At 67.1% G+C, this 16,630-nt stretch carries 18 protein-coding genes; 10 read left to right on the forward strand and 8 right to left on the reverse strand.

Features of this window, described 5'->3' with window-relative positions; genetic code table 11:
* Both dut and QRN67_RS00115 read left to right on the forward strand, forming a co-directional pair.
* The gene (gene dut, locus QRN67_RS00110; RefSeq protein WP_081267218.1) at positions 1–447 is read left to right on the forward strand and encodes a dUTP diphosphatase; all 447 of its coding nucleotides are present in this window, start codon (positions 1–3) and stop codon (positions 445–447) included.
* A gap of 170 nt (positions 448–617) precedes the next feature.
* Positions 618–1,118: a glycine zipper 2TM domain-containing protein gene (locus QRN67_RS00115; RefSeq protein ID WP_285409682.1), complete on the forward strand. Its 501-nt coding sequence runs from the start codon at positions 618–620 to the stop codon at positions 1,116–1,118.
* A 78-nt stretch (positions 1,119–1,196) separates the two neighbouring features.
* On the opposite strand, the gene QRN67_RS00120 is transcribed toward QRN67_RS00115, so the two are convergent.
* Positions 1,197–1,721 carry an FKBP-type peptidyl-prolyl cis-trans isomerase gene (locus QRN67_RS00120; protein ID WP_081267216.1) on the reverse strand — a complete coding sequence of 175 codons (525 nt, stop codon included), beginning with the start codon at positions 1,719–1,721 and terminating at the stop codon, positions 1,197–1,199.
* A 14-nt stretch (positions 1,722–1,735) separates the two neighbouring features.
* Here QRN67_RS00120 and QRN67_RS00125 point away from each other — a divergent pair, with 14 nt between their 5' ends.
* The 3 genes from QRN67_RS00125 to QRN67_RS00135 all read left to right on the forward strand — a co-directional run bounded on the left by QRN67_RS00125 (position 1,736) and on the right by QRN67_RS00135 (position 3,775).
* The gene (locus QRN67_RS00125; protein ID WP_285409685.1) at positions 1,736–2,878 is read left to right on the forward strand and encodes a JmjC domain-containing protein; all 1,143 of its coding nucleotides are present in this window, start codon (positions 1,736–1,738) and stop codon (positions 2,876–2,878) included.
* Positions 2,875–3,375: a hypothetical protein gene (locus tag QRN67_RS00130; RefSeq protein ID WP_285409686.1), complete on the forward strand. Its 501-nt coding sequence runs from the start codon at positions 2,875–2,877 to the stop codon at positions 3,373–3,375. Before QRN67_RS00125 ends, QRN67_RS00130 begins: the two co-directional genes overlap by 4 nt.
* A gap of 94 nt (positions 3,376–3,469) precedes the next feature.
* A complete protein-coding gene (locus QRN67_RS00135; protein ID WP_081267213.1) occupies positions 3,470–3,775 on the forward strand; it encodes a hypothetical protein in 306 nt (101 codons plus the stop codon).
* Between the two features lie 86 nt (positions 3,776–3,861).
* On the opposite strand, the gene QRN67_RS00140 is transcribed toward QRN67_RS00135, so the two are convergent.
* The 6 genes from QRN67_RS00140 to QRN67_RS00165 form a co-directional block, all read right to left on the reverse strand.
* Positions 3,862–4,638 carry an MBL fold metallo-hydrolase gene (locus QRN67_RS00140; protein ID WP_285409687.1) on the reverse strand — a complete coding sequence of 259 codons (777 nt, stop codon included), beginning with the start codon at positions 4,636–4,638 and terminating at the stop codon, positions 3,862–3,864.
* Positions 4,639–4,643: 5 nt separating this feature from the next.
* The gene (gene bamC, locus QRN67_RS00145; protein ID WP_081267211.1) at positions 4,644–5,735 is read right to left on the reverse strand and encodes an NlpB/DapX family lipoprotein; all 1,092 of its coding nucleotides are present in this window, start codon (positions 5,733–5,735) and stop codon (positions 4,644–4,646) included.
* Positions 5,736–5,877: 142 nt separating this feature from the next.
* Positions 5,878–6,768 (reverse strand): 4-hydroxy-tetrahydrodipicolinate synthase, encoded by an 891-nt coding sequence (gene dapA / locus QRN67_RS00150; RefSeq protein ID WP_106933931.1) that lies wholly within the window; start codon positions 6,766–6,768, stop codon positions 5,878–5,880.
* Between the two features lie 78 nt (positions 6,769–6,846).
* Positions 6,847–7,416, reverse strand: coding sequence for a class I SAM-dependent methyltransferase (locus QRN67_RS00155; RefSeq protein ID WP_285409688.1), 570 nt, complete (start codon positions 7,414–7,416; stop codon positions 6,847–6,849).
* Between the two features lie 19 nt (positions 7,417–7,435).
* The gene (locus QRN67_RS00160; protein WP_285409689.1) at positions 7,436–7,576 is read right to left on the reverse strand and encodes a hypothetical protein; all 141 of its coding nucleotides are present in this window, start codon (positions 7,574–7,576) and stop codon (positions 7,436–7,438) included.
* Between the two features lie 18 nt (positions 7,577–7,594).
* Complete coding sequence (locus tag QRN67_RS00165; protein ID WP_285409690.1) at positions 7,595–8,818, reverse strand: MFS transporter; 1,224 nt, start codon at positions 8,816–8,818, stop codon at positions 7,595–7,597.
* Between the two features lie 158 nt (positions 8,819–8,976).
* On the opposite strand from QRN67_RS00165, the gene QRN67_RS00170 reads away from it, so the two are divergent.
* From QRN67_RS00170 to QRN67_RS00190, 5 genes are read left to right on the forward strand one after another with little or no spacing between them, the layout of a single operon-like run.
* On the forward strand, positions 8,977–10,974 hold the full coding sequence (locus tag QRN67_RS00170) for a DNA topoisomerase IV subunit B (protein ID WP_081267207.1): 1,998 nt from the start codon (positions 8,977–8,979) through the stop codon (positions 10,972–10,974).
* Between the two features lie 30 nt (positions 10,975–11,004).
* On the forward strand, positions 11,005–11,463 hold the full coding sequence (locus QRN67_RS00175) for a hypothetical protein (RefSeq protein WP_155742456.1): 459 nt from the start codon (positions 11,005–11,007) through the stop codon (positions 11,461–11,463).
* A gap of 19 nt (positions 11,464–11,482) precedes the next feature.
* On the forward strand, positions 11,483–12,385 hold the full coding sequence (locus tag QRN67_RS00180) for a lytic transglycosylase domain-containing protein (protein ID WP_285409691.1): 903 nt from the start codon (positions 11,483–11,485) through the stop codon (positions 12,383–12,385).
* Positions 12,386–12,435: 50 nt separating this feature from the next.
* Positions 12,436–14,841 (forward strand): DNA topoisomerase IV subunit A, encoded by a 2,406-nt coding sequence (parC, locus tag QRN67_RS00185; protein WP_285409692.1) that lies wholly within the window; start codon positions 12,436–12,438, stop codon positions 14,839–14,841.
* Positions 14,841–15,032, forward strand: coding sequence for a hypothetical protein (locus QRN67_RS00190; protein ID WP_081267203.1), 192 nt, complete (start codon positions 14,841–14,843; stop codon positions 15,030–15,032). The genes parC and QRN67_RS00190 overlap by 1 nt, the downstream gene beginning before the upstream one ends.
* A 31-nt stretch (positions 15,033–15,063) precedes the next feature.
* Here QRN67_RS00190 and QRN67_RS00195 read toward each other — a convergent pair whose 3' ends face one another.
* A complete protein-coding gene (locus tag QRN67_RS00195; RefSeq protein ID WP_285409693.1) occupies positions 15,064–16,185 on the reverse strand; it encodes an MBL fold metallo-hydrolase in 1,122 nt (373 codons plus the stop codon).
* Positions 16,186–16,630 lie beyond the last annotated feature (445 nt).

Raw genomic sequence — 16,630 nt, forward strand, 5'->3', positions numbered from 1 at the left:
GTGAAAGTCGACGTCCGTATCCTCGATCCGCGCATGGTGGATCAATTGCCCGCCTATGCCACCCCCGGCAGCGCCGGCCTCGACCTGCGGGCCTGCCTCGACGCTCCCATCACGCTGGAGCCCAACGGCTGGCAGCTGGTGGGCACCGGCATCGCGATCCACCTGGCCGACCCGGCCTATGCGGCGATGATCCTTCCGCGCTCGGGCCTGGGCCACAAGCACGGCATCGTGCTGGGCAACCTCGTCGGCCTGATCGACAGCGACTACCAGGGCGAACTGAAGATCAGCGCCTGGAACCGCAGCGACACGCCCTTCGTGCTGAACCCGATGGAGCGGCTCGCGCAACTGGTGATCGTGCCCGTGGTTCAGGCGCAGTTTCGGGTCGTCACAGAATTTGCACCTACGCAACGCGGCGAGGGCGGCTACGGCTCCACGGGCAAGCATTGAGCGAATCCTGAGCGGAGCCTGAGTTTCCGGGCGGTAAAGAACGGAACCCGGGCAGCCCCATTGCCTCGAAGGTTTCAACGTGTGTTTTGCGTCATCGTGGCTCTGGCTGCGGCGTTAGACACACGCAGGCGCATTGTTCGTGCGCCGTTCTATCTGAGGAGCCTCTCAACATGAAGATTTCAATGCGCTTCGTTTCCGTTACCGCTTCCGTGCTGGCAGTGGCCACGCTCACGGCGTGCGTGGCGCCGGCGCCCGTCTACCAGACCTCGCGCTACCCTTACCAGGTACCGCCGCAGGCCATCCAGTACCGTGAAGCCTCCTACGTCGAATACGGCCATGTGGCCAACATCGAGGTGCTGCGCAGCGAAACCGCCGGCACCGGCACCTCGGGCGGCGGCGCAGTGGCCGGCGGCGTCATCGGCGGCGTGGTGGGCAACCAGTTCGGACGCGGCAACGGCCGTGCCGCGGCCACCGCGCTCGGCATCGTGGGCGGGGCCTTGCTGGGCAACACCATCGAGGCCCAGCAGAACGGTCCCCGCGTCTACGAGATGTACCGCGTGTCGGTGCAGACCGACCGAGGCGGCTACCGGGCCTTCGACGTGCAGAGCCCCGGCGACCTGCGCATCGGCGACCGCGTGCGCATCGACAACGGCCAGATCTCGCGCATGTGACCGATCCGCTCCCCGACCCATCGGGGGCATGAAAAAGCCGGGCAGTGCCCGGCTTTTTCATGGGCGCCACCGCCGTCGTCAGTGCAGCGTCTCGTTGCCCGGCGCCATCGGCGCGACCTTGAAGAAGCCGGTGCCCGCAGTGCCGCGACCGACTTCCTCTTCCGTTGCCTCGCGCACCGAACGCACGGTGATGTCGAGCCGGATCGCGATGCCGGCCAGCGGATGGTTGCCGTCGAGCACGAGGTGGTCGGGGTAGATCTCGGCCACGGTGTAGATCGCGTCCTTCGGAATGTCGGCGTTCACGCCTTTCGGCAGGGCGGAACCGTCGAATGTCATTCCTTCTTCCGTGCCTTCGGGGAAGAGCGAGCGGGGCTCGAGGAAGAGCAGTTGATCGTTGAAGTCGCCGAAGCCCTGTTCGGGCTCGATCTGCAATTGGACCCGGGCACCGGGCTCATGGCCTTGCAGGGCCGCTTCGATCACGTCGAAGAGATCGTCGCCGCCGACCATGAATTCCACCGGCTCATCGAGCACGTCCAGCACGTCGCCGAGCGTGTCTTTCATCGTCCAGGTCAAACCGACCACGCATTGTTCAGAGATTTCCATTGCAGAATTCTCCCATGGAGATTAATCAACCGCTGCCGTTGCTCGGCGGCCTGAGCGCCGCGCAGTTCATGCGGCGGTACTGGCAGAAAAAGCCCTTGCTGGTTCGCCAGGCCATTCCCGCCATGGTGCCACCGATCGAGCGCAATGCGCTGTTCGCGCTGGCCGAACAGGAAGAAGTCGAGTCCCGCCTGATCCGGCACGGCAAGGCCGGCTGGTCGCTCAAGCACGGCCCGCTGCCGCGCCGTGCGTTGCCGCCGCTCAAGCAGCCGGCCTGGACGCTGCTGGTGCAGGGCGTCGACCTGCATCACGAGGGCGTGCACGAACTGTTGCGGCAGTTTCGCTTTTTGCCGGATGCCCGCCTCGACGACCTGATGATCAGCTACGCGAGCGACACCGGTGGTGTCGGCGCGCATTTCGACAGCTACGACGTGTTCCTGCTGCAGGCGCAGGGCCGGCGCCGCTGGTCCATCGGCAAGCAGAGCGACCTGCGGCTGCAGCCCGGCGTGCCGCTCAAGATCCTCGAGAACTTCGAGCCCGAGCAGACCTTCGTGCTCGAGCCCGGCGACATGCTGTACCTGCCGCCTCGCTATGCGCATGACGGCGTGGCCGTGGGCGACGACTGCATGACCTGCTCGATCGGCTTGCGTTCGTCCGCATTGGGCGAGCTTGGCGCCGACCTGCTTGCGCGCATGGCGCAGGCCTACTCGGAAGACCTCGAAGACGCCGGCCCGGCCGAGCTGGCGCGCTACCGCGACCCCACGCAACCGGCCGTCGACAACCCCGCGCAGATGCCCGCCGCATTGCAGGGCTTCGCGCGCAAGGCCGTGGAAGCCGCGCTGCGCGATGCCGACGCCGTCGATCGCGCGCTCGGCGAGTCGCTCACGGAGCCCAAGGCCAACGTGTGGTTCGGCGAAGGCTGCCAGGCGCCCGGCAACATGCAGCGCGTGGTGCTGGACCGCCGCACGCGCATGCTCTACGACACGCGGCACGTCTACATCAACGGCGAGAGCTTTCGTGCCGGCGGGGCCGACGCCACGCTGATGCGCCGCCTTGCCGACCAGCGCGCGCTGGGCCCGCGCGAACTGAGCCGCGCCAGCGAGGGTGCGCTCGCGCTGCTTGCCGATTGGTCGGAAGCGGGCTGGCTCCATGCCGAATGAATGACGAGGTCGCACCACTGCTGAACGAAGGGCGCTTCGACGGCCGCGAGGCCTTCGACGCGATCCTGCGCAAAGCGCTGGCCGCCGCCGCGCGCGAGGGCTGGAAAGAGATCGTCTTCAGCGATGCCGACTTCGCCGACTGGCCGCTCGGCGAGCGTGCGAGCATCGAGGCGCTGCAGGCATGGTCGGCCAGCGGACGACGCCTGGTGCTGCTTGCGCAGCGCTTCGACATTCTCGAGCGCGGCCATGCGCGCTTCGTTCCATGGCGCCGCATGTGGGACCACATCATCGAATGCCGCGCGACCGGCAAGGCCGCCGGCTCCGAAGCGCCCAGCGCCATCTGGACGCCCACATGGTTCGTGCATCGCATCGACCCCGAGCGCAGCCGCGGCGTGAGTGGCACCGATGCACGCGCGCGCCGTGCGCTTCGCGAGTCGATCGACGAGTGCTGGCGCATCGCGCGGCCCGCGTTTCCTGCGTCGACTCTGGGCTTGTAAGCCAATGCCGCGAATGCGGCTGCCAGACATATTCGAGGCGATATGCAGGTCTAGAATTTTTTCGTTCCAGACCTTCATTGCCAAAGGAGATTCCATGAAGAAGTCATCGTCCGTCCTGATCGCCTCGCTCATCGCCGCTGCCGCGCTCGTCGCCTGCGGAAAGAAGGAGGATGCAGCGCCGGCTGTCGTGACGCCGCCTCCTGCGCCTGTGACCGAACCCGCGCCCGCTCCTGCGCCCGCACCGTCTTCCGACGCGACTCCCGCGCCTGCCACCACCACCACGCCTGATGCGAGCACTTCGTCCGCTACGCCGGCGCCCGGTGCTTCGTCTTCGCTCGATGCCGCGAATGCAGCCACCGAGGCCGCGAAGAAGAACAACGAAGCGCCGAAGCAGCAATGAGCAAGGCACTTTCGCCTGAGCGATAAAAAAACCGCCACGAGGCGGTTTTTTTTATTAGCGGAGAGTGAGCAAGGCCGAGCCGAGGCTCACACGTCGAGCCAGGGCGAGCCCTCGGCGGCATCGGCTGTGAGCATCTCCGACTCGTCGCCGCCCAGTGCCTCGGCCATCAGGCGGCGCACGATCTCGGGCCGGTTGTTCTGCTCGCTCAGGTGCGCGGCGACCACATGGCGCAGGCCGCCGTGCAGCACCGCGCGCGCGATGTCCGCCGCGGCCGTGTTCGACAGGTGCCCGTAGTTGCCGCCCACACGGTGCTTGAGAAAGGCCGGGTAGGCCGAGCCGGCCAGCAGTTCGCTGTCGTGGTTGAACTCGAGCAGCAGCGAATGCACGCCGCTCAGGCGCGCGAGCACGTGCGCCGTGGCATGGCCGAGATCGGTCAGCACGCCGAGCGTGCGATTGCCGTCGGTGCAGCGCAGCTGCAGCGGCTCGCGCGCATCGTGCGGAACAGTGAAAGGCTGCACGCCGATGTCGCCGACCGTGAACTCGGCGTCGTCGCGCGCGATGTTCAGCAGGCCCTCGAAATCGCGCCCGCCAGTGGCGAGCCACGTGCCTTCGCTCATCCACACGGGAATGCGGTTGCGCCGCGATAGCGAATGGGCGCAGCCGATGTGGTCGCCGTGCTCGTGCGTGACGAAGACTGCATGGATGTCGCTGGCGGCAAGGCCTGCGCGGGCCAGCCGCAGGTCGAGCTGCTTGAGGCCGAAGCCGCAGTCGACCAACATGCGGGAGGTGCGGCCGCCGCTGGTCGCTTCGACCAGCGCGGCGTTGCCCGTGCTGCCGCTGCCGAGACTTCGGAAGCGGAGCATGCGGGTTACTTCAGGTCGTCGGCGATGACCTTGACGATGCGGTCGGCGTTGGCCGACGTTTCAGGCGCGCCGGCTTCGTTCATCACAACGACCGTGCTGCTCTCGCCCTGGCTCTTGACCGAGATGCGGAACTTCAGGGGTGCCTCGGCCTTGCTCGAGCCGCTGAACAGCTTGCCGAAGAAGCCGGGTTCCTTCTTGTCGGGGTTCGGCGGCACGTAGCGCACGAAGTACACGCCGGCGCTGCGGTCGCGGTCTTCCACGGTGAAGCCGGTGCGGTCGAGCGCCAGGCCGACACGGCGCCATGCGCGGTCGAAGCCTTCGCTGATCTGCACGGCCGGCTGGTTGCCGATCTTGGTGATGGTGGCGGTGCGTGCCGGCGCCGTGGTGGCAGCCAGGATCTTCGACTGTTCCTGCGACACGCCGAGCTTGACCATCAGGCGGCGCAGGAATTCGGTCTCGAGCTCGGGATCGCTGGGGCGGGGCTGCCACACGGTCTGGTCCTGGCGGGAGTTGTTGTAGACCTCCTGCATGCCGCGGTGGCTGATGAAGATCTCGGTGCCGTTGGGCGTGCGTTCCAGGCGGGTGCGGAAGCGGTCGAGTTCGCCGGTCGAGTAGACCGAGTCGACCAGCTTGCCCAGCGTGCCGCGGATGATGTCCTGCGGCAGCTTGGCACGGTTTTCAGCCCAGTCGGTTTCCATGATGCCCAGGTTGCGCTGGTCGGTGGTCAGCAGGAAGCCGCTTTCCTGCCAGAAGTCGCGAACCGGCTCCCAGAGCTGGTCGGGCGTGCGGTTGACGACGATCCAGCGCTGCGTGCCCGAGCGTTCCATCTTGACGTCGCCGATGTTGCTCACCGCGGTGGGCACGCCCGGGGCGTTGGCAATGCCGGCCTGGTAGGCGTTGGCGGTCACGGCGCCGCCGGGAATGGCGTAGCGGTTGTCGCGCGAGAGTTGGGAGAGGTCGGGAGGGACTTCGAGCGTCGGGGCCTTGCCGGCGCTCTTGTAGTCGATCTTGTCGCTCTCGAGGACGGAGCAGGCGGCGAGGCTGGCGACCAGGGTGGCCAGCAATGCATATCGCGAAATTTGCGAAAGGTTCTTCAACGTCGTCTTCCTTGTTGGAATGGTTCGGTCTATCTGTGGGCCGCAATGCCCGCCATCTCAGAGCATGGTTCGGGCAAAAGGTTGCTTAACCTTGTTGCAGCCAGGGAAAAAGCAGATCGCAGGTCTGAAATGGTTTGGAGGCTCAGTTCTTGAGCAGGCCGGTGGCACGCAGCGCGCCTTCGACCGCCGGACGGCTGGCTTCGCCCAGTTCGGTGAGCGGCAGCCGCAGCGCGCCGCCGCACAGGCCGAGCCTGGCCATGGCCCACTTGAGCGGGATCGGGTTGGGCTCGACGAACAGGTTGCGGTGCAGCGGCATCAGTTCGAACTGGATCTGCATGGCGCGCTTGACGTCGCCCGCCAGCGCAGCGACGCACAGCTCGTGCATCTTGCGCGGCGCGATGTTGGCCGTGACGCTGATGTTGCCCTGGCCGCCGCACAGCATGAGCGCGACCGCGGTCGGGTCGTCGCCGGAGTAGACGGCGAAGTTCTTGGGCACGTCGCGGATGAGCCACTGGGCCCGCTCGATGTTGCCCGTGGCTTCCTTGATGCCGATGATGCCGGGCACCTGCGCCAGGCGCAGCACGGTGTCGTGCGCCATATCGGCCACCGTGCGGCCGGGCACGTTGTAGAGCACGATGGGCAGGTCGCCCACGGCCTCGGCGATGGCCTTGAAGTGCTGGTACTGGCCCTCTTGCGTGGGCTTGTTGTAGTACGGCACGACCTGGAGCTGGGAGTCGGCGCCCACGCCCTTGGCGAACTTGGCGAGCTCGATGGCTTCCTTGGTGGAGTTGGCGCCGCAGCCTGCCATCACGGGGACGCGGCCCTTGGCCTGTTCGACCGAGACGCGGATGATTTCGCAGTGCTCTTCGACATCGACCGTCGGCGATTCGCCGGTGGTGCCGACCACGCCGAGGCAGTCGGTGCCTTCGTCGATGTGCCAGTCAATGAGCCGCCGCAGGGCGGGGTAATCGACACTGCCGTCGTCGTGCATCGGCGTGACGAGCGCGACGATGCTGCCTGTCAGTTGCTCCAAGGGGAATCTCTTTGTCGGTGGACGAAAGCGCCGATTCTACTTACTCCGGCGCCGCCGGAAACACGCCCCCCGGCCCCCTCAGTTTCCCTTAAGGGCGTGGCGGGGCGGCTGGCCGGGGGCGTTTCCGGCCTCCCGCACGGCGGCGATGCGCTGGACGAAGCGGGCCGGCTCGGGCTCGAAACCGTCTTCGTAGGCCACCACGCGCAGGCCGGTGCAGGCGGCGAGCAGCTCGCCCGGCTGCAGCAGGAAGTCGGGCCGCGAGGGCTTGCCCACGGTCTCGTTGCCCGCCGCGAAGGTCTCGTAGAGCAGCACGCCGCCAGGCGCCACGGCGGCCACGATGTCGGCCATGCGCGGCCGCCAGAGGTAGTGCGTGACGACCACGCCGCCGAAGGCCTGGCCGGCGAACGGCCACGGGCCCGATTCGATGTCGGCCTCGACAACGCCGCCGAAGGCGCCGGCCGCCGCCACGGCTTCGGGCGAGCGGTCGACGCCCGTCACGGCGTGGCCGCGCCCGGCGAACCAGCGCATGTGCCGCCCGGATCCGCAGGCCACGTCGAGCACGCTGGCGCGGGGCGCGAGCAGGTGCGACCAGCGGACGATCCATTCGGAAGGCGCGCCCGAGCCGTGTGCGGTGGCTGCATCTTTCATGGCGGATCAAGAAATGGGGTCAGAAGCAGGACCAGATCTGGTCCACCAGCGTCACCAGGAACTCCGGATGCACGTACATGGCGAACACGCCGCCCAGCACCGCCAGCGCGGCGGCGAGCCAGCCGGCGTGCACGATGTGGTGGCGCATCCGTGGTGTCATGGCGCTCTTTATACGCAATCAGCCCGCCGCGCCCAACGGCCGGGGCGCCCGGGCGATGGCGCTTTCCTTCACCGGCAGGTTGATCAGCGCCGCGAACACGCCCAGCGCAATGGCGATGTACCAGACGATGTCGTAGCTGCCCGTGGTGTCGTACAGGTAGCCGCCCAGCCATACGCCCAGGAAAGAGCCGACCTGGTGGCTCAGGAACACGAAGCCGCTGAGCATCGACAGGTGCGCCACCCCGAAGATGCCCGCCACGATGGCGTTGGTCGCGGGCACGGTGGAAAGCCACAGGAAGCCCATGGCCGCCGAAAACACATACACGCTCATCGGCGAAATGGGCGCCAGCAGGAACAGCGCGATCGACACCGCCCGCGCGAAATAGATCGCCGCCAGGATCTTGCGCTTGGCCAGCGTCTGACCCAGCAGCCCGACCGTGTAGGTGCCGAACACGTTGAACAGCCCGATCAGCGCCAGCGCATAGCCGGCCACGTCGGCCGGCAGGCTCTTGTCGCGCAGGTAGGTCGGCATGTGGATGCCGATGAACGCCAGCTGGAAGCCGCAGACGAAATACCCCGCCATCAGCAGCCCGAAGCTGGGGTAGCGGAAGGCTTCGCCCACGGCCTGCAGCACCGACTGGTCGCGGTGGCCGGCCAGGGCTTCGGTCCTGGGCTCGCGCAGGCCGAAGGCCAGGGGGACGATGACCAGAACCAGCACCGCCACCACGGCCAGCGCCGTCTGCCAGCCCAGGTGGCCGATCAGCCAGCCTTCGACGGGCGCCATCAGGAACTGCCCGAACGAGCCGGCTGCCGCCGCCACGCCCATGGCCCAGGAGCGCCGCTCGGCCGGGATCTGCCGGCCGATCACGCCGTAGATCACCGCGTAGGTCGAGCCCGCCTGCGCGGCGCCGATCAGCACGCCGGCGCTCAGCGTGAACAGCAGCGGCGTCGGCGAATGCGCCATGCCGAACAGCCCCAGTGCATAGAACACCGAGCCGCCGATCAGCACCCGGAACGCGCCGAAGCGGTCGGCCAGCATGCCCGCGAACACGCCGAAGATGCCCCACGACAGGTTCTGCACGGCAAGCGCGAACGAGAAGGTCTGTCGGCTCCAGTCCTGCGCCTGCGTGATGGGCTGCAGCCACAGGCCGAAGCCGTGGCGGATGCCCATGGAGAGCGTGACGATCATCGCCCCGCAGAAGAGGACTTGCTTGATCGAAAGAGTGCGGGCTGGCGTTTGCATGATGGCGTCGAATGTAGCGACATGGCTGCTTCGGCAGGCGGCCCGGCGGCCAAAGCCATTGATGATTTATCGGCGCAGTTTCAATGCGCGCCGGGCATCAAAGCGCCTCCTGTATGGGTATCCAGTTGTTTGGCGGCGACTGACTACAATCCGCCCCCATGGCGACTCCCCCCAAGACTCCCCCCAATTCTTCGTCCGCGTCCTCCGGCTACTCGGAAGGCTCCATCCGCGTGCTCAAGGGCCTGGAGCCCGTCAAGCAGCGCCCGGGCATGTACACCCGCACCGACAACCCGCTGCACATCATTCAGGAAGTGATCGACAACGCCGCCGACGAGGCGCTCGCGGGCTACGGCAAGAAGATCAAGGTCACGCTGCATGCCGACGGCTCGGTGAGCATCGAGGACGACGGCCGCGGCATTCCCTTCGGCCTGCACCCCGAGGAAAAAGCGCCCGTGGTCGAGCTGGTCTACACCCGGCTGCATGCCGGCGGCAAGTTCGACAAGGGCTCGGGCGGCGCCTACAGCTTCTCGGGCGGCCTGCACGGCGTGGGCGTGTCGGTGACCAACGCGCTGTCGAAGCGGCTCGAGGTGTCGACCCACCGCGAGGGCTCGGTGGCGAAGCTGGCCTTCAGCGGCGGCGACGTGATCGAGCAACTCGAGGTGCGCAGGCTCGAGGCCGGTGAGCGCAAGCAGGGCACCACGGTGCGCGCCTGGCCCGACGCCAAGTACTTCGAGACCTCCGCGCTGCCCATGGGCGAACTCACGCACCTGCTGCGCAGCAAGGCCGTGCTGATGCCCGGCGTGAGCGTCACGCTCACGAACGAAAAGACCAAGGAAAGCCAGCAGTGGCTCTACAAGGGCGGCCTGAGCGACTACCTGATGCAGACGCTCAACGGCGACCCCGTCATTCCGCTGTTCGAAGGCGGCGGCCATGCCGACAAGAACGCCGACAACTTCGCCGAAGGCGAGGGCGCCGACTGGTGCGTGGCCTTCACCGAAGACGGCCAGCCGGTGCGCGAGAGCTACGTCAACCTGATTCCCACCAGCGCTGGCGGCACGCATGAAAGCGGCCTGCGCGACGGCCTGTTCACCGCTGTGAAGGGCTTCATCGAGCTGCACTCGCTGCTGCCCAAGGGCGTGAAGCTGCTGCCAGAAGACGTGTTCGCGCGTGCTTCCTACGTGCTCAGCGCCAAGGTGCTCGACCCGCAGTTCCAGGGCCAGATCAAGGAGCGACTGAACTCGCGCGACGCGGTGCGCCTGGTGTCGAGCTTCGTGCGGCCCGCGCTCGAACTGTGGCTCAACCAGCACGTCGACTACGGCAAGAAGCTGGCCGAGCTGGCCATCAAGGCCGCGCAGACGCGCCAGCGCGCCGGCCAGAAGGTCGAGAAGCGCAAGGGCTCCGGCGTGGCCGTGCTGCCCGGCAAGCTGACCGACTGCGAGAGCAAGGACATCAGCCACAACGAGGTCTTCCTGGTCGAGGGCGACTCCGCCGGCGGCAGCGCCAAGATGGGCCGCGACAAGGAAAGCCAGGCCATCCTGCCGCTGCGCGGCAAGGTGCTCAACACCTGGGAAGTGGAGCGCGACCGCCTCTTCGCCAACACCGAAATCCACGACATCTCGGTGGCCGTTGGCGTCGACCCCCACGGCCCCAACGACACGCCCGACATGAGCGGCCTGCGCTACGGAAAGATCTGCATCCTGAGCGATGCCGACGTGGACGGCTCGCACATCCAGGTGCTGCTGCTCACGCTGTTCTTCCGCCACTTCCCCAAGCTCATCGAAGCCGGCCACGTGTATGTCGCAAAGCCGCCATTGTTCCGGGTGGATGCCCCCGCGCGCGGCAAGAAGCCGGCCTCCAAGGTCTACGCGCTGGACGAGGGCGAGCTGACCGCCACCCTCGACAAACTGCGCAAGGACGGCGTGCGCGAAGGCGCCTGGAGCATCAGCCGCTTCAAGGGCCTGGGTGAAATGAGCGCGGAACAATTGTGGGAAACCACGCTCAATCCAGATACCCGCCGCCTGATGCAGGTCCAATTGGGCCGTTTCGACTTCACGTCCACCCAGGGCGAGATCACCAAGCTGATGGGCAAGGGCGAAGCGGCGGCGCGGCGCGAACTCATGGAGCTGCGCGCCGACGACGTCGATATCGACGTCTGATTCCGACCGGAATATTCCTCAAGACAGGGCATGGACAGTCACAAGATCATTTGTGGTTCGCTGGCGGGGGCTTGCGCTTCTGGCGCAATCCTGATGCTGGTGCGCGCCTACCCGGAGGTCACGCCGCCAGACCTGTTCTTTGCCGGCCTCGTCCTGCTGCTGGCGTTCCTATTCGTCTGGATGGGGTGGTGGGATGACGCGGTCAATGACAACGCCGAGCCCAGCCGAATCGAACGGATCGCCGCTGCCACGTGGCTCTGGACGCGCCGTATCCTTTGCTGGAGCGCCGCGCTGGTCTTCTTGGGCCTGGCCGTGTCGATGATCTTCACCGGCGTCGAACTCGAACACGTGCCCGTCTTTTTCCTCGTGCTTGCGCTGGGTGGCATGTCGCTTTGGGTCGGACTGAAGGGCGGCGGCCACGCACAAAGCATGGGCGACGACGCTGCGGTCCATGCCGAGCGCCGCAAGCGCTACGGCTGGCGGCTGTGACGACCAGGACCGCATCGCAATGAAACGCTGGTTCCGCCCCTTCATGCTTTGTGCAGCCATGGTGCTGTCGCAGCAGGGCGCGCACGCCGCCGACATCTACGGCTACATCGACAGCAAGGGCGTCGCGCACTTCGCCTCCGAGAAGATCGACGAGCGCTACCAGATCTTCTTTCGCGGCGGCCAGAGCTTCGACACGGCCAAGGGCATCTCCCCGCTCGGGCGCGGCGCGCGCGGCATCGACGGCAAGGTGCCGCAGGCCTCGCAAACCCTGCTCGCCATGTTCGAGGCCTCGCCCGGCTACAAGACCGCCAAGGCCGCGCTGCGCGACGCATCGAGCAAGCACGCCATCGACTACGAACTGCTGCAGGCGCTGGTCGCCACCGAGTCGGGCTTCGACGCGCAGGCGGTCTCGCCCAAGGGCGCGATGGGCCTGATGCAACTGATGCCCGCCACCGCGCAGCGCTATGGCGTGTCGGCGGACAAGCGCAGCACCATCGAGAAGAAGCTGTTCGACCCGCGCATCAACATCGCCGCGGGCTCGCGCTACCTGCGCGACCTGATCGCGATGTTCCCGGGCCAGATCGAACTCGCCATTGCCGCCTACAACGCGGGCGAGGGCGCCGTGCAGCGCGCTGGCAACAAGATCCCGAACTACAAGGAAACGCAGAACTACGTGCAGACCGTGCTGCAGCTCTATGCGTACCTGAAGCCCTCCGTGGCGACGGGTGGCAGCGTGCGCGGCGGCAAGACGCCGGGGCGCATCCGCATGGAGCTGACGGTGCCGCAGGGCGGCGCGATCAACCGGGGCAACATGCCGTCGGACACGCCGCGCAACATGCCGACCATGCCCGACATTCCCGAGACGCCAGCCACTTCGACCGGCGCGGCCGAGGCATCGGACGAGGCAATCAATCCGGGCTGAGCGCGCAAGCAAGCACGCAGCCCGCAACAGTTTTTCTTTCTCTCTTCTTCATGGACTCCCAACCACCGCTCGATCTCCAGGGTCCCACCGACGGCGACACCACCCTCACCCTTGCCGACTACGCGCAGACCGCCTACCTCGAATACGCCCTCAGCGTGGTCAAGGGCCGCGCGCTGCCCGATGTGTCCGACGGCCAGAAGCCGGTGCAGCGGCGCATCCTGTATTCGATGTCGCGCATGGGGCTGGGCTTCGGCGGCACCAACGGCACCGTGGGCGCCAAGCCGGTCAAGAGCGCGCGCGTGGTCGGCGACGTGCTCGGCCGCTTCCACCCGCACAGCGACCAGGCGGCCTACGACGCGCTGGTGCGCATGGCGCAAGACTTCTCGCAGCGCTATCCGCTGGTCGACGGCCAGGGCAACTTCGGCAGCCGCGACGGTGACGGCGCCGCCGCCATGCGCTACACCGAAGCACGCCTGGCGCGCATCACCAGCCTGCTGCTCGACGAGATCGACGAAGGCACGGTCGACTTCATTCCCAACTACGACGGCAGCACCGAAGAACCGCGCCTGCTGCCCGCGCGGCTGCCGTTCACGCTGCTCAATGGCGCGAGCGGCATCGCGGTGGGCCTGGCCACCGAAATCCCGAGCCACAACCTGCGCGAGATTGCCGACGCCTGCGTGGCGCTGATCAAGTCGAACGGCAAGCTCAGCGAGGAAGAACTCTTCGCCATCGTGCCCGGCCCCGACTACCCGGGCGGCGCGCAGATCATCAGCAACGCGAGCGACATCGCCGATGCCTACCGCACCGGCCGCGGTTCGCTCAAGGTGCGCGCGCGCTGGAAGATCGAGGAACTGGCGCGCGGCCAGTGGCAGTTGGTGGTCAACGAGCTGCCGCCGGGCGTCAGCACGCAGAAGGTGCTCGAGGAAATCGAGGAAATCACCAACCCCAAGGTCAAGGCCGGCAAGAAGGCCCTGAGCGCCGACCAGACCCAGTTGAAGGCCGCGATGCTGTCGGTGCTGGACGTGGTGCGCGACGAGTCCAGCAAGGACGCCGCCGTGCGCCTGGTGTTCGAGCCCAAGACCTCGCGCATCAGCCAAGACGAGTTCATCACCACGCTGCTCGCGCAGACCTCGCTGGAGACTTCGTCGCCGATCAACCTCACGATGGTCGGCATCGACGGCAAGCCCACGCAGAAGTCGCTGCGCCAGATGCTCAACGAGTGGATCGCGTTCCGCGAAGTCACCGTCGAGAAGCGCTCGCGGCATCGGCTCAACAAGGTGATGGACCGCATCCACATCCTCGAAGGCCGGCAGTTGGTGCTGCTGAACATCGACGAGGTGATCGCCATCATCCGCGCGGCGGAAGACCCGAAGGCTGCGCTCATCGCGCGCTTCAACCTCAGCGAACGCCAGGCCGAGGACATCCTCGAAATCCGGCTGCGCCAGCTCGCGCGGCTCGAAGCCATCAAGATCGAACAGGAGCTGTCGGGCCTGCGCGACGAGCAGAAGAAGCTCGAAGACATCCTCGGCAGCCCCGCCGCGCTGCGCCGCCTGCTGGTGAAGGAAATCGAGGCCGACGCCAAGACCTTCGAGGACCCGCGTCGCACGCTTATCCAGGCCGAGAAGCGCGCCGTGGCCGAGGTGAAGGTGGTCGACGAGCCCGTCACCGTCATCGTGTCGCAGAAGGGCTGGGTCCGCGCGCAGAAGGGATGGGCCAGCGAGAAGGCGGCCGCCGCGAACGGCGGCAACGGCGCTTCGGCTCCCGAATACAGCTTCAAGTCGGGCGACTCGCTGTACGGCGCCTTCGAATGCCGCAGCGTCGACACGCTGCTCGTGTTCGGCAGCGCCAAGGACAAGAGCGTTCGCGTCTACACCGTGCCGGTGGCTTCGCTGCCCGGCGCGCGCGGCGACGGCCAGCCCGTCACCACGCTCATCGAGCTGGATGCCGGCACGCACGTCACGCACTTCTTCGCCGGCCCGGTTGGCGCCAGCGTGCTGCTGGCCAACACCGGCGGCTACGGCTTCATCGCCACCGTCGAGAACATGATGTCGCGCCAGCGCGGCGGCAAGGCCTTCATCGACGTGGGCGAGGGCGAACAGCTCTGCCGTCCGTCCCTGGTCGGCGGCGCGAGCGGCGCCGAGCCGATGCCGGCCGCCACGCACGTGGCCTGCGCCTCGACCGGCGGCCGCATCCTGACCTTCGACATCACCGAGCTCAAGAGCCTGCCCAAGGGCGGCCGCGGCCTGACGCTGATCGACCTCGAGCCCAAGGACACCCTGGCCGGAGCCGCCGCCTACACGCGCAGCGTGAAGATCGAAGGCATCGGCCGTGGCGGCAAGGAGCGCGAAGAGACCCTGGAGATCCGCACCCTCAACAACGCCCGCGGCAGCCGCGCGCGCAAGGGCAAGGCGGCCGACCTCGGCTTCAAGCCGTCGAGCATCGTGCGGGTGCAGTGATGGGCGGCATCGACGTCAGCGTCATCGGCATCTTCATTGCCGTGGTGACCGGCATCGGCAGCTACGTGCTGGGCAAGCGCATGCGCGAGAAGCGGGCCGCCAAGAAGCGAGAGAAGGACCGGATTGCCGCGCAGGCTGGCGAGAGCCGGCAGGTGCGAAGGGCGCGGGAGCGCAAGGAGCGCGGCGAATAGGCTGCTGCCTGGTTTCGGCGGGGGGGGGCGCTCAGCGCAGCCCCTGCCACCACCGCGTATTCGTCCGCGCCTGCCCCACCGTCACCACTTCCCCGATCACCGGCGTCGCCAGCTCGATCTTCTTCGCGGCGGTGAGGTCGGCGATGCGGTCCAGCGGGTCGTGCCAGGTGTGGAACGCGAGGTCGAAGGTGCTGTTGTGCACCGAGAAGAAGACCTTGCCGCGCAGGTCTTCGAAGGCCTGCACGCTTTGTTCGGGCGTCATGTGCACGGCGGGCCACATGGCGTCGTAGGCGCCGTTTTCCATCAGCGCGATGTCGAAGCCGCCGAAGCGGTCGCCGATCTGCTTGAAGCCGGGGAAGTAGCCCGAGTCGCCGCTGTAGAAGATGCGCTGGTCGCCGCTTTGCACCACCCATGAAGCCCAGAGCGTGCGGTCGCGGTCGCCGAGGGTGCGGCCGGAGAAGTGTTGTGCGGGCGTGGCGGTGAGCTTCACGCCGTCGTGCTCGCTGTCTTGCCACCAGTCGAGTTCGGTCACGCGCTCGGCGGGCACGCCCATGACCACCAGCCGCGTGCGCACGCCCAGCGGCACGAAGTAGCGCTTCACGTCTTTCGCGAGGTATTGGATGGTCGCGAGGTCGAGGTGGTCATAGTGGTCGTGCGAAAGAATGACACCCTCGATGGGCGGCAGTTGCTCGAGCGTGATCGGCGGCTGGTGAAAGCGCTTCGGGCCGGCCCATTGCACAGGGGACACGCGCTCGCTGAACACGGGATCGATGAGCCAGTATTTGCCGTGCAGCTTGAGCAGGTGCGAAGAATGGCCGAGGCGCACGACGTGGTTGGTGTTGGTGTCGAGTGCATCGAGTGCGCTGCGTTCGAGGGCTCTCACCGGAATGGCGTCGACCGGGACGCTGTCGACTTTGCTGCCGACGATGAAGCGGGACCAGATGCGCCAGGCGCTGGCCTGTTGGGGCAGGTCGGGGTTGGCCATGTTGTGGAAGCCGCCGTCGCGGAACTGGGGCGAGCTGTCGTAGCGTGTTTCGCCGCTTCCGGCGGCGCCGCATCCCGCGACGAAGGCGCAGCCGGCGGCCGCGAGTGCGGTGCCGCGGCGCAGCAGTTGAGGCAGGTAGGAGCCCTGCGAACCTGAGTCGTCAGCCATGGGAGTGCCTTCTGGATTTGTGTTTGTCGGATGGTGCAAGACTAGTCACTAAGCGCGGTTCAATGGTTTCAGCGGTAGAAACATTTGGGGAGCGGGGGTATATCGCGGGCTCTTGTTTCAGGGCGCGTGCACAGGCCACCGGGTACTCCCCTCCGCGAATGTCCCCCGGCCTGCGGCCTCCTCCTTTATTTCGCTGCGGGGAGCACCCGGCGCCCTGTGCACAACGAGCGCTGCCGTTGTGCCGTTCGATCAACCAGTGCTCTGAACGCTCACGACGATGGGGTGCCTTGCGCAGCGAAATAAAGGAGGAGGGCGAAGCCCGGTGGACATTCGCGGAGCAAGGTACCCCGTCGGCGTGAGCGCCCCCCGAACAGCGAACAAACCAGTCCTATGCCATGCGCGATATGGCGCCCCAGACCGCGCCTCGTCAAACTGGAAAGCTTCA

The organism is Variovorax sp. efr-133-TYG-130 (genome assembly GCF_030208835.1).
Taxonomy (GTDB): domain Bacteria; phylum Pseudomonadota; class Gammaproteobacteria; order Burkholderiales; family Burkholderiaceae_C; genus Variovorax.